The organism is Nostoc sp. (genome assembly GCF_041747015.1).
Classification (GTDB): Bacteria; Cyanobacteriota; Cyanobacteriia; order Cyanobacteriales; family Nostocaceae; genus Nostoc.
Genome location: NZ_JBGTFY010000211.1, coordinates 1 through 14,403, shown reverse-complemented (window position 1 = coordinate 14,403; position 14,403 = coordinate 1). Strand labels below are relative to the sequence as shown.

Annotated in this window: 12 protein-coding genes and 1 CRISPR repeat array; of the genes, 4 read left to right on the top strand and 8 right to left on the bottom strand. The window is 41.4% G+C overall.

The window, feature by feature from the left end:
- Position 1: 1 nt before the first annotated feature.
- A complete protein-coding gene (locus tag ACEW80_RS17390) occupies positions 2–592 on the bottom strand; it encodes a hypothetical protein (protein WP_373527795.1) in 591 nt (196 codons plus the stop codon).
- 317 nt (positions 593–909) lie between these two features.
- Between ACEW80_RS17390 and ACEW80_RS17385 the strand changes: the two genes are divergently transcribed.
- Complete coding sequence (locus tag ACEW80_RS17385) at positions 910–1,743, top strand: hypothetical protein (protein ID WP_373527794.1); 834 nt, start codon at positions 910–912, stop codon at positions 1,741–1,743.
- 12 nt (positions 1,744–1,755) lie between these two features.
- Positions 1,756–2,394: a ThiF family adenylyltransferase gene (locus ACEW80_RS17380; protein ID WP_373527793.1), complete on the top strand. Its 639-nt coding sequence runs from the start codon at positions 1,756–1,758 to the stop codon at positions 2,392–2,394.
- Positions 2,395–2,449: 55 nt separating this feature from the next.
- On the opposite strand, the gene ACEW80_RS17375 is transcribed toward ACEW80_RS17380, so the two are convergent.
- From ACEW80_RS17375 to ACEW80_RS17350, 6 genes are all read right to left on the bottom strand, one after another.
- On the bottom strand, positions 2,450–3,166 hold the full coding sequence (locus ACEW80_RS17375) for a molybdopterin-dependent oxidoreductase (protein ID WP_373527792.1): 717 nt from the start codon (positions 3,164–3,166) through the stop codon (positions 2,450–2,452).
- 7 nt (positions 3,167–3,173) lie between these two features.
- A complete protein-coding gene (locus ACEW80_RS17370) occupies positions 3,174–3,770 on the bottom strand; it encodes a cytochrome b/b6 domain-containing protein (RefSeq protein ID WP_373527791.1) in 597 nt (198 codons plus the stop codon).
- 229 nt (positions 3,771–3,999) lie between these two features.
- Positions 4,000–4,692: a cytochrome c biogenesis CcdA family protein gene (locus ACEW80_RS17365; RefSeq protein ID WP_373527790.1), complete on the bottom strand. Its 693-nt coding sequence runs from the start codon at positions 4,690–4,692 to the stop codon at positions 4,000–4,002.
- 7 nt (positions 4,693–4,699) lie between these two features.
- A complete protein-coding gene (locus ACEW80_RS17360) occupies positions 4,700–5,308 on the bottom strand; it encodes a thioredoxin family protein (RefSeq protein WP_373527789.1) in 609 nt (202 codons plus the stop codon).
- Between the two features lie 117 nt (positions 5,309–5,425).
- Positions 5,426–5,653, bottom strand: coding sequence for a hypothetical protein (locus tag ACEW80_RS17355; protein WP_373527788.1), 228 nt, complete (start codon positions 5,651–5,653; stop codon positions 5,426–5,428).
- 651 nt (positions 5,654–6,304) lie between these two features.
- Positions 6,305–7,804: direct repeats of the CRISPR family, unit length 37 nt; unit sequence GTTTCAATCCCTAATAGGGATTTTAGGTAATTGCAAT.
- Positions 7,805–8,238: 434 nt separating this feature from the next.
- Positions 8,239–8,562, bottom strand: coding sequence for a hypothetical protein (locus ACEW80_RS17350; RefSeq protein ID WP_373527787.1), 324 nt, complete (start codon positions 8,560–8,562; stop codon positions 8,239–8,241).
- Positions 8,563–8,942: 380 nt separating this feature from the next.
- Between ACEW80_RS17350 and ACEW80_RS17345 the strand changes: the two genes are divergently transcribed.
- Together ACEW80_RS17345 and ACEW80_RS17340 are read left to right on the top strand one after the other, a co-directional pair.
- Positions 8,943–11,537 carry a PAS domain S-box protein gene (locus ACEW80_RS17345; protein ID WP_373527786.1) on the top strand — a complete coding sequence of 865 codons (2,595 nt, stop codon included), beginning with the start codon at positions 8,943–8,945 and terminating at the stop codon, positions 11,535–11,537.
- 88 nt (positions 11,538–11,625) lie between these two features.
- Positions 11,626–13,365 carry an ATP-binding protein gene (locus ACEW80_RS17340; protein ID WP_373527817.1) on the top strand — a complete coding sequence of 580 codons (1,740 nt, stop codon included), beginning with the start codon at positions 11,626–11,628 and terminating at the stop codon, positions 13,363–13,365.
- Positions 13,366–13,835: 470 nt separating this feature from the next.
- On the opposite strand, the gene ACEW80_RS17335 is transcribed toward ACEW80_RS17340, so the two are convergent.
- Positions 13,836–14,403 (bottom strand): Uma2 family endonuclease (locus ACEW80_RS17335; RefSeq protein WP_373527785.1); only part of this gene is annotated, 568 nt, incomplete at its 5' end.

The following is a 14,403-nucleotide window of genomic DNA, read 5'->3' as shown; positions in this document are numbered from 1 at the left end:
GTCAGTTCGCATTTGGAGATTTTCCAATCCCTTCGTTTTTCATGAAAACACTAGCTTGATAGATCTGCAAGTAGTAACCTAAATTCAGAGTACGCCATGCATACAAGGTTGAAACAACACCTATTCCAAAAGCTAAAGCACTGAAGATAGAAATATTTAATCGTAAACTAAAGCGTATTAGTGATAATTGAGTCCAAACAAAAATAATAGTATTGATGCCTAGAATAAAACAATTTATACTCCATGCACGGACAATTCGTATCCTGCTCCTGTCATACTCAAGCCGATTTATGATATTGCTTGTTGCATAAGTGTAAACGTATATTCTTGTACTCTCATACTCTTCATTGTTAAGAAATTTCTGTCTGCGAAGTCTCTCATTCCACTTCCAGTAGAGTAGAAAAGCCAGGTAATCAACGACTATACCCAGTACATAAACCACAGATAAAACGGGAATGAGTGCGACAAAGGCTGTAGTTTCCTTCCAAGGAATCCATGTATAACCAAATACACTCAATAATAGGATAATTAGCCAAATTGCTGCTCCTGCACCAATAACAATAAGTTCTACAAATAGAGCAGTTGTATTCATTACGAATCCTTCTGATAAGATGCCTCTCACACAAGTTTAGGATAAGACAATAACAGTGTTGTAATCCAGTATGTACACAGTGTGCTGCATTCTTCAAACTACTACTGACTGTGCTATACTGAGTCTATTTTGATGCCTTATTCTACTTACGATAAAAACGGTTGATTTAACAAATTTCCTGAACGCAAACAAGATCCACATCAAAAAAGAAATAATTTGATCGCTCAACCCAATGAGGTGATACTGATGAGTGACATAAAGAAGGCGTATAAAGTCGCAGCGATCGCTCTAAGCCAACTTGCACGCAGCAAATAATTATGACTAACATATTCAAGCTAATCAACCAAATTGCGATCGCAGAAGCACAGTTGTCTGTTACCCAATTTCTCGCGCCCTGTGTCAAAGGTGGACGAGTTCGCACACGGGTAGCCGGGATGGTCTACACCTTCAGTCCAAAGCCTAGTAAATTTGAAGGTTGGGGCATCTTTCAGGCTGTGGATGAGAAAACAGCAACGGTTGTAGAAGAGGCTGACTTGCCCCAGATTGCGGAATATCTGCAACACTTTCCCCAAGTACGACTGCGGTTAGCACACCCACTGCGAGGACAAACTTGGTTGGCATACCCCGTGAATGAAGCAGATATGCGTCAACGGTTGAAGGTGGTGAAGCCGATCGCAGTGCATCTAGTAACCGAGGGCGTTACCTTTGAGCAAATTATTGCCCGTTGGAATGGACAGTCCTGCTGGTTTGAGGAAGTAGATCGCCGTACCGATCCAGCACTTTCTGAAACTCTGCAATCTGCCGTTAAGCAACTCACTTCTGCTGAAGAATTGCACTTCAAAGGCATTACTCCAAAAATCCGCACAGTGTATGAATTAGCGACTCGGCGCATTGAGGGATTTGCTCAACCCCAACAGGATGAAAAACGATTGAGAAAGGCATTGCAGATGGGCGGCGGTGAATTACGCCAATTCCACGATCGCAGTGATTATTGGACAGTTGATTGGACAACTGCTGATGGCGTTCGCCATACAAGTGCGATCGCTAAAAATGATTTGACTGTTGTCAGTTCTGGCATTTGTCTGAGTGGACGCGATCGCGATTTTGACTTGCAATCCTTAGTAGGTGTAATGGAACAACAAGAGTATTAATTACGAATTATTATGAGTATCTTTTTTCACGAACAACTTTACCGCACCAATGCTGTGATGGCAAAGCTGAAGGACTATCCTGTAACAATTTGTGGCGCTGGAGCATTAGGAGCTAACATTGCGGAAAACTTAGCTCGGTCTGGTTTTGACAAACTTACAGTGATTGATCGCGATCGCATTGAGGAGCGTAATCTTTCGACTCAGCCCTACTACCGTTCCGATGTTGGAGCGTTCAAGGCGAAAATTTTGGCGAACAATTTATATCGAGCAATTGGTACTAAAGTTGATGCTAAAACAAAAGAGTTGACACCAGCAAATACAATACAATTACTCAAAGATAGCCAGCTAATTGTCGATGTCTTTGACAACAGCGTGGCACGTCAAGCAGTGAAAGATTATGCCGATCAATTAAGCATTCCTTGTCTTCATGCTGGACTATCAGCTGATTATGCAGAAGTAATTTGGAATAACCTTTATCGCGTTCCTTCCGAGGTGAATGATGATGTCTGTGATTATCCCCTAGCACGAAATCTAGTGATGTTAACCGTTGCTGTGGCGTGTGAGGCGATCGCTTCATTTTTTGCCACAAAAGAACAGCGTAATTTCACCATCACTCTGAAGGATCTCAGTGTTCAATCTCTGTTTAGGTAGGTTGCGACTAGGCGTTTGGAGACAGCAACCCACTCAAAAACTTGCTATGGAAAGACTATAGTCCTCCAAACCACTCATAGCCCTGATCCTCCCAATAGCCTTTAGTGGGTAATAAATTGCTGACGAATGTAATTTGAGTTACCCACTTGCTTTGCTTATAACCTAGTTTAATTGGGGATGCTAGGCGCATAGGCGCACCATTATCAACTGACAATGGTTGTCCATTCTTTTGATAAGCCATGAGAGTTTGGGGATGTACAGCGGAGGCAATATCCCAGCTTTCATAATAGCCATCAGCAGATTTGAAGTAGACATAACGGACATTTGACTTCGGCTGTACCAGCGCTACTAAGTCTTGTAATCGCACGCCCCCCCATTGAACGATCGCAGCCCAACCTTCAACACAGACATGGCGAATCACCATTGAAGTCAAGGGAAGTTTTTGAATATCCACCATGCTCAATTGCATCGTGTTAGCAACCTCACCATCAATCGTTAGGCGAAACTGCGCCGGATCAATTTGCGGCGTGAAGTCAAAGGTATTAATCAGTAATTTATCTGCTTCTATAGCACTAACAGGAAATTCAGGTACAGGTTTCTGACTTAGCAAGAGTGCTTCAAGACGTTGGTTTAGTGGCTCAGATATTTGCCGCACATTATCTGAGAACAAATTTGTCCCACAGCCACCTAAAAGAAAGCCTACGCCTGAAAATCCAGATACTTGCAGTAATCGGCGACGGGATAGCGTACTTTTGGGAAGAATCAGACTCATAGAACCTCTACAGGAACATAGACTTAACTAAACGGGTGCTTCCTACTTTAAGAGCAAGTAAGGAATGAGCAATTGTAAACAGTATGACAGTGGGAACAGTGATAAAGTGAACAGTGCGTAGAGTTTGCCAACTACCAAACAGCCCGGAAAGCAAATGCAGTTGGGCAGGTTTGTACATCGCCAAACCACTCAAGATTGCCAGCAGCAACACTGGAATAATAGCAGTATAAACTAGCCGATGCCATGCGTAGTTCTTGCGCTTTGCGTTCTGGCTAACTTGCAATGCTTTTAAGTCACCGCGATCGGCAAATCGACGCTGCCAACGACGAGTTACAAAGATATAAAGTCCATACCAAAGTAAGTTCATCGAAAATAGCCACATAGCGGCAAAATGCCAGTGTCTACCACCCCCTAGCCAACCTCCTAGCAACAGGAAGTCGGGAAAATGCCAACCTTCACGCCCTCCAAATACCGGATTGGCGTTATAGATTTGCAGTCCGCTAGTGATCATCAAGATGAGACTGATGATGTTAATCCAGTGAAAAGTCTTTGATAGAAAAGTCTGACTAGGTGTTGAGCGGGCTTTGGGTTTTGATAAAGTCATAATAATTCGTAATTACTAATTTGTAATTCGTAGTTAAAACTGCATAGATAAATCTGTTTTATCTGCAATAAAGATGCTAGCCATTTTTTATTTTCCATAACTAAAATTAGTTTCCCTGTCCTTCAATTACGAATTACATTAGCGTTCGCGTCGCGTAGAGAAGCGGTAGCGAGTCAGACGCTCCTACGTCGCGTCATTACGAATTACGAATTATTAGCTCATGGCTGTCTCACAGAGATTGAGTAGGAAAGAACGGAGCCAACCAAAGTTGTATCTGGACATCCCAACCGAGAAGAATAGCAATTGCTGTGGACACGATCGCCACGCCACCAATCCGCTGCAATGCTGCACTATGGGAACGGAAATTGAGGATTCGTTTGCTGAGTACTCGTCCACCATAAGCGATCGCCAAGAGAGGCAAACCTGCTCCGATTCCGTAAGCAATCAGTAGCCAAAATGCACTTGCGATTTGATGATTAACTGCTGCTAATACTAAAATTCCCCCCAAAACAGGCCCAGCACAGGGAGTCCACAAAAGCCCCAACTGAGTCCCCAGCCAAAACTCTCCCATGAGTCCGATTCGTGGAGGTTTTTTAGCCCAGTTGCCAAGTGGAATATAACTAAATATTCGGTAACTCCATTTGGGGAAAATTGCGAGTAACCCCAAAAATAAAAGAAGTGCGATCGCACCATTTCGTAATAAAATAATTAAGCCTGTAAACCAGCTTGCACTTATACCCAGTAAACTACCTGTAAGTGCAAAACCAGCGATTAATCCCCCTACTAGTGCTACTGGGCCGTAAGTGTGCGATTGGAGCGATCGACCTAATAGCACTGGCAAAATCGGTAAAACACAGGGTGAAAGCACATTCAGAACGCCCCCCAGTAACGCCAGACCGATTGATAAAGTAGAAGCCGTCATAATCCTTCTACCCCAATAGCTGGCGGATAGTTTGCTCTATTTTTTCATATGCCCCTTCCCCAATATGGTCATACTGCAACAAGCCCTGACGGTCAGCCAAAAACATATGGGGCCAATACTGATTTTCGTAAGCGTTCCAAGTTTTATACTCGTTATCAACTGGAACCGGATAAGTAATTTGGTGTTGTCGTAACGCCTTTTTTATGTTGTTTGCGTCTCGCTCAAAGGCAAACTCTGGTGTATGGATGCCAATTACCTTGAGTCCCTGCGACTCATATTGCCGATGCCATTTGGTGATGTAGGGCAAGGTACGCTGGCAGTTAATACAAGCAAAAGTCCAAAACTGGATCAAAACAACACTGCCTTTGAGGTCAGCGATCGACAAAGGTGGAGAATTAAGCCACTGACTGATACCCTGAAACTCTGGCAGACTCTTGCCTGCGGGAGGTTTCACTGTTATAGTTTTTGAGTCTTGCGTATTGTGATCATTTACAGGAGAGATAGAAGGGGCATTCACTTTTCTGAAGTTGGGAAATGTTGTAGCTGCACCGATTCCGACAACCCCTAATCCAAGACAAAAAAGCAACTGACGTCGGCGGAGCAAGTTGTGGTTCATCAGAATTTCTCCTGTTGAGGTCAAAGCGCTAAAGTATAGGAATTGGAATCAGGATTTTCCTGATAACCAGTCCCTAATACTCAGTACAAGAAAAGTAAGATGCAAAGCTAGTTATAACTATGGCTTGGTGGAAGCGGGCGATTGCTTCATAGCACCACCAGCCTTATCTTTGCCCATAGCATCGCCAGCTTTATCTTTGCCCATAGCATCGCCGGCTTTGTCTTTGCCCATAGCAGGAGAGGCTTCAGGAGCAACTTGATTGTTAGTTGCAGGAGTGCCAGAGCAAGCAGTGAGGCTGGTAGTTAAGCTCAGACCAGCAATTAAACAAAGTGTTTTCCAATTCATATTCTTCTTTCGTCCTTTGGATAGTTCTTTTTGTATTGATCGATTCAGAGAAAACTAAGCTACAAGCCGATTCATAAAGGCTATTGGGCTAAAGAAGATGTCTTCTTGTGGAGGATTCTATCAGACTTTTGCTACTGCGTAGCTTGCCACTGTAGGGCATCGCATTTACGTTGCAATCAGATAAAGCGTCAGTTATAGCATAGCTTTGAATAATAGTAGTAAAAACGATCGCAACTGTTGTTTTTGATAGTCAAGCGCATGGTGGCGCGTAAGTAAAAGCATTGTATAAGAAACAGCTTTACGAACATTCAGCAAGACTAACAAGACGATAAACGGCAATCTCAAATTGTAAGTACTCTACTAACCATACTTGTGAGTAGGGGACGAGTTTTATTTATTACTCCTAATGTTTGAGTTATCCCGAACATTCAAAATATCTCAGTTAGGACTGAAACCCATCTGAAACTAAGGTATGATTTTCATAAATTTATCCCTTGAGAAAATTTAGTTGATTCTCAGCATTTTCTCAGTTGATTATGGTAGCTGAAATTTACAGCAAGATACTACGCGATCGTTTTAGCAAGGGTAGTTAGGTAATTAGTTGACTAACTCATTATGTGATTAAATATAATTCATCACATTTTTACACTTGTTTCAATCATTAATAGGGATTTTAGATAATTGCAATTTGACCCAGTTCTTCTTTAACTTCACCGAATGGTAAGTTTCAATCCCTAATAGGGATTTTAGGTAATTGCAATCACAGCACACATCATAGCGCAAGAGCAAGAGATAGTCTCAGTTTCAATCCCTAATAGGGATTTTAGGTAATTGCAATTGTACCCGATGGGATTTTAGCGATCGCTTTCGGCGTTTCAATCCCTAATAGGGATTTTAGGTAATTGCAATACAAGGGAAATCTTATGAGTGATGAATGGGTTGGTGGGAGTTTCAATCCCTAATAGGGATTTTAGGTAATTGCAATGATTGCGTAATCCTTGGGAATAATACTTGCCCTGCTTGTTTCAATCCCTAATAGGGATTTTAGGTAATTGCAATTCGTAGTTCCTACCATACCTTTGCCGATTGCTGAGGTTTCAATCCCTAATAGGGATTTTAGGTAATTGCAATGTTTCCAGATTTAAAAATTACAAATGATTGGATTGTTGAGTTTCAATCCCTAATAGGGATTTTAGGTAATTGCAATCAAGGATAGCTTGCTGCTGCACAGTTTCGGAAAAATGTTTCAATCCCTAATAGGGATTTTAGGTAATTGCAATTCAAGATGTGTTGGGTGAATTGAAAGAGAAATTAGTTTCAATCCCTAATAGGGATTTTAGGTAATTGCAATTTCATTTTTTCTTGCTGCTTTTCTAGCCTTGCTGTTTCAATCCCTAATAGGGATTTTAGGTAATTGCAATACAGAACGCTTTCGCAGTGGAGTTTTCTGCTTCCACGTTTCAATCCCTAATAGGGATTTTAGGTAATTGCAATACAACTGACTACTACATCTGCAACTTTGGGGATAAAATTGTTTCAATCCCTAATAGGGATTTTAGGTAATTGCAATCCTCTAACATTCAATGCAGAAGCTATCTTTTTCAAGTTTCAATCCCTAATAGGGATTTTAGGTAATTGCAATTTTTTTGTAGCCACAAGCTACACATCATTAAGCATAGGTTACAATCCCTAATAGGGATTTTAGGTAATTGCAATTGGTATCACCTAAGCCCACAGTTAGACCCCAATATGTGGTTTCAATCCCTAATAGGGATTTTAGGTAATTGCAATCGAAGTGCTGAGTTTCCCTGTTTGCCGATTATATGAAGTTTCAATCCCTAATAGGGATTTTAGGTAATTGCAATTCTGCAAGCGGTTCCATCCGGCGGCGGCGGCGGCAAGTTTCAATCCCTAATAGGGATTTTAGGTAATTGCAATGATTATATTCAACGAGTTGCCAACATACAGCTAATGTTTCAATCCCTAATAGGGATTTTAGGTAATTGCAATGGTTTTCCCAGGAGCCTAATAAGACCTAAAGAGGTTTCAATCCCTAATAGGGATTTTAGGTAATTGCAATAGCATTAACAGTTATTTTTATAACAAATCTGTATGTTTCAATCCCTAATAGGGATTTTAGGTAATTGCAATAGCTGGCGTCTGAAAGCCGCGTCTTATTTGGTTTTCAAGGTTCAGTTGCGCGAATGCAAAAATCATAACACGAAGAGTTATCATTTGGCTAGATGCAAATGGCTGAAAACTAGTCCACATAAGGTGCGCGGATGGTTTAGAAAGGCGATCGCTCTCAAGTTCTTGCATATAGAGCAATTCAGCCATTTTTGTAATTACCCCTTTCCCAACACCTACCCAGGCGCGCATTTAACAAAGAAACTAATCTAAGTGACGTTCTAACCTATTAAGGCTTTGCCTATAACAAGCAAGCCCTTGAAGCATTAAGTTAGAAAGCTGCTTACTTAATAGATATCTTACTCGATCAGGTTAGCTAACTTCAGGGCGATGTCTACGACGGGCTACGCCTACGCACCAATACCCCCAAACGCTGACAAGTGAAAAAGCTGAAACCCTTATTTAGCTACGTCTTCAAAGTCTGTTATCGCACAAGCAAACTCCCTAAAAGCTGTTTTAATCAAAACCTCTTTCGTTCCCCTTTCCAGCGAAGAATTGCGTATGAGGTCTGTTAATTCTATGAATAGCAGAGAAAACATAAAACGATCTTGGCGGTCAACTTGCTTTAAACAGGACGATATAAACTCATAAAGCTCTGTTTTTCTGGGTTTGGTTTGTTCATCCCATATTTGTAATCCCAGGCGGAAGGTTCGCAAGCGGATTTCATTAGTATTCAAGGACGCATCTTTGTAGCGAACTGATATGCGTTGGGGTAATTCCATGAGTTTTAGCTATATATATGCAATGTAAAGTAATTATTCAGTTATATTTTGGCTCAACCGGAAAAATCTAATATTTTGCACCAATTCTACGTCAACTTTTTGGTATTGATGTTCTTACTTTTCATTATTCTCTTCCAAATACGTCCACACTTCAATCCCCCCGTTTCGCTGTCTTGGTAACTGAGCACTCCTGAACTGATTCTCCTTTTGACAAATGCTTCACCCGATTGGGTGAATGCGATCGCCTGCTCAGGAACTACCCTAAAAGAGGGTGCAGTTTTAATTCTGTTAGCATTATGCCCACAAAATTAAAACTGTTCACATTGGCTATTCTGGCTTTTAATTCTACATCAATAGCTTGTGTATCAAAGGGTCAAAGAGTGAATGAAACCGTTATAAAATCGCTGCACACACTAAATTGCCAGCAACAGGCTATTAACCTGATCTCAAAAATTGCTGTCAATTTACCAGGAATAATTTTCCAAGTTCTGCAACAGCAGGATGGTTCTGTGTTTGTCCTTTATGTCAGTTCTGGTTGTAAATATTTGTATGAAACAGAACCAGAAACTATACAGTCAGACTTTCGGGTGTTATATAAACTGATTCATCCTTTAGATATAAAAGCCTTTGCAGAATCTATTGCTATTTGTAGTATCAATCTTACACTTTGGAATTGGGAAGGTCGGATCATTACGCCTAGTGGCGAAGTTAAGTGGATTCAAGGTACTTCGCAACCCGAACTACAAACTAACGGCGATTATCTTTGGAATGGTTTGGTCATGGATATTACAGACCGAAAACAAGCCCAAGAAAAATTGCAAGAAAGCGAAGTGCGGTATAAAGCAATTTTGGATGCTATCCCCGATTTGATGTTTCGGATCAGTCGTGATGGTGAGTATCTCGATTTAAAAAGTGAGGGAGCAAATATCACTCTTTCGAGAGAAGAAATAGTTGGAAAAAATTTGCAAGAGTTATTGCCTAGTGATGTTGCAACGATCAGCCAAGAAGCGATTGCTAAAGCTTTAGATTCGGGAACTTTACAAACTTGTGAATATCAGCTACCAACGCCTTTGGGAGTCAGAGATTATGAGGCACGGTTGATAGTAAGTGGACAAGACGAGGTACTAGCAATTGTGCGGGATATCACAGAACGGAAACAAGCAGAAGTCGCCTTACAAAATCTTGCCCAAAAATTTTCTAAAGCTTTCAGTTGCAGCCCCGATTCAATTACCATCAGCACGCTTGCTGAAGGACGCTTTATAGAAGTTAACGACAGTTTTGTGAAACTTTCAGGTTATGAGCGAAATGAGGCAATTGGTAAAACTTCTTTTGAGTTAAATCTTTGGGTACACGATTGCGATCGCCTAAATTTATTACAGGAGTTGCAAGCCACAGGAGTTGTTCGCAACTTAGAACTTGAATTTCGGCAAAAGTCTGGCGAGATAATTACAACACAGCTTTCAGCCGAAGTCATTGATTTAGATGGTGTCCCGTGCATCCTAGCAGTCCATCACGACATTACAGAACGCAAACAGGTAGAAGCGCAATTACGCCTATCAGCACATCGCGATCGCTTGTTGGCAGAAACTCTAGTGCGAATTCGGTCTTCGCTGAATTTAGAGCAAATTCTCCAAACCACCGTGACGGAAGTCAGGCAATTTTTGCAAGCAGATCGAGTTTTTATTGGTTTAAATAATGCCACTTTAGGAGTCAGAACTCTTGCCGAATCAGTAGATCCCAAGTATCCATCAGTCTTAGGTTGGTCTACTAATGATGAAGCTTATTTACAAGAATTAAGAAACCTATTAAAAGATAATCTGGTGCGTGTCATTGAAGACATAACGCAAATAGCAGTATCTCCCAAAGTTAAAGCACACTATCAAAAATTCCAAACCAAGGCTACATTGGCTGTACCAATTATGTTAAACAACAAATTATTTGGTGCATTAATTGCCAATCAATGCTCAGGGGCGCGCCATTGGCAGCCAATAGAAATTGATTTGTTACAGCAGATGTCAGAACAGGTGGCGATCGCTATTCAGCAAAGTCAGATATACCAAGAACTAGCAGAACTCAACACTAATTTAGAACACCAGGTACAAGAACGCACAGCACAGTTGCAGCAGAAAATGCAAGAAGTTGAAGAATTGCATCGGATAAAAGATGTTGTTTTACACACAGTTGCCCACGATTTACAAACTTCGGTGATGGGTACTTTGATGGTGTTGAAAAATTTATTAAATCAGGGAGTGGGGAGTGGGGAGGAAGATAAGGGGATAAGGGGACAAGGGAGAGAAGGGGGACAAGGAAGAATTATTGAAGAAGTCTCTCCCTTTTCTCCTCCCGATGCCCAATGCCCAATGCCCAATGCCCAATCCTTAATTCCAGTATCTCGCTCAATCATCGAGCGAATGATTCAAGGCAACGATCGCCAACTAACGATGATTAACTCATTGCTAGAAATTAATTCCTGTGAAAAAAAGGGTATTGACATCAAGCTCGAACTTGTGCAACTTAGCACCCTACTGACAGGAATATTCGCCCACTTGGAACCCATGCTGATCCAAAACCAAGCAACTCTGAAAAATTTGGTTCCCGCAGATTTACCGTTAGTGATGGCAGATGCAAATCTGTTAGAGAAAGTTTTGGCAAATTTACTGACACATAGCTTGCAAAACAATCCACCAGGATTAAACTTTATTCTGAGTGCCACCCTTGAGTCAGGAATGATTCGCACTCAGATTCAAGATGACGGTGTAGCTATGAATAAACTAGAGTGCGATCGCCTTTTCGATCTTCATGTCCGTGATCCCCAAGACTGTTGTTCCACAAGCATTGGCTTAAAAATGTATCTTTGTCGGAAAGTTATTAAGGCACATGGCGGCGAAATTGGTGTTATTAGTAACCGCAAGCACGGATTAACTTTCTGGTTTACATTACCTTTGGCAACTTCATCCGCAACAAATCGCCCATAAATGACCAAAAAATGAGAGGGTGTTATTTATGGCAATGTTGAGTAAGGGAAACACTCTCGACGGTATGGGCAAAGTTGCTCGGATGCTAATGGCTACTCAATTTACAACAGTGCAAAGGTGGTGGAGAAAAACTTTTTCTGCACCAACGACAGATGAAATCACTACTTCTTACAAGGCTAGGCGTAACCGCTTTTTGTGGCAGAGATTGCATTTATGGTTATGGTTGGCGCTGATTTGTTTGTTGTCTTTTACTTTGCGAGACATTTACGGCTTGTTTTTCCCTTTTCAAGAGTTGGAGAGGCTGCCAGAAGTACTTAGAGCGAAAAGCCTTGTAATCAATGTTGCAATGCTTTTAAGTATAATTATCTGCTTTGCCCTACATAAAACTAAATTAGGTCGCGATCGTCCAGATTTATTATTTTTGGGGTCTTCTTGGTCAATTAGTCTCGCATCGCAGTTGTTTGCAACCATCAGAGGTTTCGCACTACCGGACACAATCGGCTGGTCGCTGCTGTTTTTGAGCCAAGCTATATTAATGCCAGTCTACTGGCTTCTTCACTTGCTAACTCAAGTGAGTGTACTGGTTTACTATTTTGGTGTGAATACAGTACTTGGGCTAAAAGTGCCAGTCCCCGAACACCCAGAAATATATAATGTGACGTTCATTTTATACATTTTTTGGTTTTGTACTATATGTGACATCGGTGTTTATCTGTACGATCGCCTGCAACGCTCTGAGTTTTACGCTCGTCAAGAACTAGAATCTGCTTATCAAAAACTCAAGGTTGCAGAAGCTAAATATCGCAGCATTTTTGAAAACGCTGTTGAAGGGATCTTTCAAAGCAGTCCCAATGGACGTTACATTACGGCAAATCCGGCTTTAGCACGCATTTATGGCTACTCTTTAGCGGAGGAGGTGACAGCAAATGTCACTGATATTGAAAAATTGTATGTTGATCCGAACCGCCGTGCAGAATTTGTGCGCTTGATGCAAAAGTATGGCAGCGTTTCAGAATTTGAGTCCCAAATTTATCGTCGAGACGGGAGTATTGTTTGGATTTCGGAAAAAGCTTACGCAGTTCATGACGAACATCTTAAACTGCTTTACTACGAAGGTTTAATTGAAGACATTACCCAGCGCAAACAAACTGAGGAAGAACTACGAGTATTTTTCCATGCAGTTTCTCACGACTTACGTAACCCAGTGCTGGGTACTTTAATGGTGCTAAAAAATTTGCTTGCACGTCCAGAGGAAAATATTTCGATTTCACGCTCAATTTTAGAGCGGATGATTCAAAGTAGCGATCGCCAACTCAACTTAATTAATTCGTTGATGGAAGCTCATATCAGCGAAGTCCAAGGTGTTGTTTTACAACGTCAAGCCGTACAATTGCTTACGGTTGTCGAAGCTGCGATCGCAGACTTAGAGCCATTGCTGGTACAAAATCGAGCGAAGCTGACAAATTTGGTATCCGCAGATTTGCCATTAGTAAATGCTGATCCCACACAACTATGGCGAGTTTTTTCTAACTTAATTGTCAATGCCTTGAAACATAATCCCCCAGAATTGCTCTTAACAATCAACGCTACCCGTAAGAATGACAAAATTTATTGTACTGTTAGTGATAACGGTGTAGGAATTAGTCAACAACAAAGCGATCGGCTTTTTGACCTTTACTTTCGGGGTGCAAGTATCCGCAATTCTGTAAGTTTAGGATTAGGGTTGTATTTATGTAAGCAAATCATCAATGCTCACGGCGGCGAAATAGGTGTAAACAGTGCATTGGATGCAGGGGCAACTTTTTGGTTTACATTACCTCTTAGTTGACTATTAGTTTGTCAGAACAACCCGCTCGTGAATTGCGTGAACGTCAAACTCGTTTTAATCACTAATTTGAAAATTTTTCTTCATATTACGTTAGGAGAGTAGCCAATACGGTTCGGTTAAGGTGCATAGTTTTTAAAGATCCCCCTTAGTCCCCCTTAAAAAGGGGGAAATAGAGCCATTCTTAGCCCCCCTTAAAAAGGGGGAAATAGAGCCAGTCTTAGCCCCCCTTTTTTAAGGGGGGTTGGGGGGATCAAGTCTTATCCGAACCGTATTAGGAAAGTAGCAATCCTCTCCTTTTTCTTTGCATAAATCTGCCAAAATATCTATACAGCACTTCCGGCTATTATGCAATACAGTTTTTATCCCTGCCTCTCTCCTATCATCACTTTCAGCTATGAGGATGTACCTCATAGCTGCCGGAAGTGCTGTATCTAAAGGTTATTTTTTGAGAAATCTTCTCGAATTTACTATTATTCAGGAAAAAACAAACGGATAAAACAACAAAATCCGGGTAAAAGTGGCGATGTTATTTCATCATCGCCTAACAAGGTAGCGACTAAAACTAACTGTGCTTTTTCTCGCCGATAAACTTCGACTTTTTGAGTAAAGCGATCGACAATCCAATACTCACGAACGCCTTGAACTGAGTATAGTTTCAATTTTGCTTCCTTGTCTCGGAATTCGTTTTGTTTACCAGGGGATAAAACCTCTACTACTAACTCTGGTGCACCTGTCAAATGTCCCGCTTTATCTTCAATTTGCGCTAGTCGTTCTCGACTTACCCAAACTACATCCGGTATAACGCTATCTGCTTGGGAAAAAATCACCCCTGGAGCCACAATTGTTTCCCCTAAACCACTCGAATCTGACCAAACATCGAGTTGCCGAGCAATCTTAACACAAACTTGTTGATGACGGCGGTGAGGAGTGCGAGTCACAAAGAGTTCTCCATTAATAATTTCATAGCGTGTCCACTCATTTTCGGGTAGAACCTCTAAATCGTGAATTGTCCAGCGTACTCCCTCAATGGCTTGGTTC

Excerpts from the sequence above, each read along its gene's own strand:
- ACEW80_RS17390 (WP_373527795.1), bottom strand. The coding sequence starts at position 592 with ATGAATACAACTGCTCTATTTGTAGAACTTATTGTTATTGGTGCAGGA.
- ACEW80_RS17385 (WP_373527794.1), top strand. The coding sequence starts at position 910 with ATGACTAACATATTCAAGCTAATCAACCAAATTGCGATCGCAGAAGCA.
- ACEW80_RS17380 (WP_373527793.1), top strand. The coding sequence starts at position 1,756 with ATGAGTATCTTTTTTCACGAACAACTTTACCGCACCAATGCTGTGATG.
- ACEW80_RS17375 (WP_373527792.1), bottom strand. The coding sequence starts at position 3,166 with ATGAGTCTGATTCTTCCCAAAAGTACGCTATCCCGTCGCCGATTACTG.
- ACEW80_RS17370 (WP_373527791.1), bottom strand. The coding sequence starts at position 3,770 with ATGACTTTATCAAAACCCAAAGCCCGCTCAACACCTAGTCAGACTTTT.
- ACEW80_RS17365 (WP_373527790.1), bottom strand. The coding sequence starts at position 4,692 with ATGACGGCTTCTACTTTATCAATCGGTCTGGCGTTACTGGGGGGCGTT.
- ACEW80_RS17360 (WP_373527789.1), bottom strand. The coding sequence starts at position 5,308 with ATGAACCACAACTTGCTCCGCCGACGTCAGTTGCTTTTTTGTCTTGGA.
- ACEW80_RS17355 (WP_373527788.1), bottom strand. The coding sequence starts at position 5,653 with ATGAATTGGAAAACACTTTGTTTAATTGCTGGTCTGAGCTTAACTACC.
- ACEW80_RS17350 (WP_373527787.1), bottom strand. The coding sequence starts at position 8,562 with ATGGAATTACCCCAACGCATATCAGTTCGCTACAAAGATGCGTCCTTG.
- ACEW80_RS17340 (WP_373527817.1), top strand. The coding sequence starts at position 11,626 with ATGGCTACTCAATTTACAACAGTGCAAAGGTGGTGGAGAAAAACTTTT.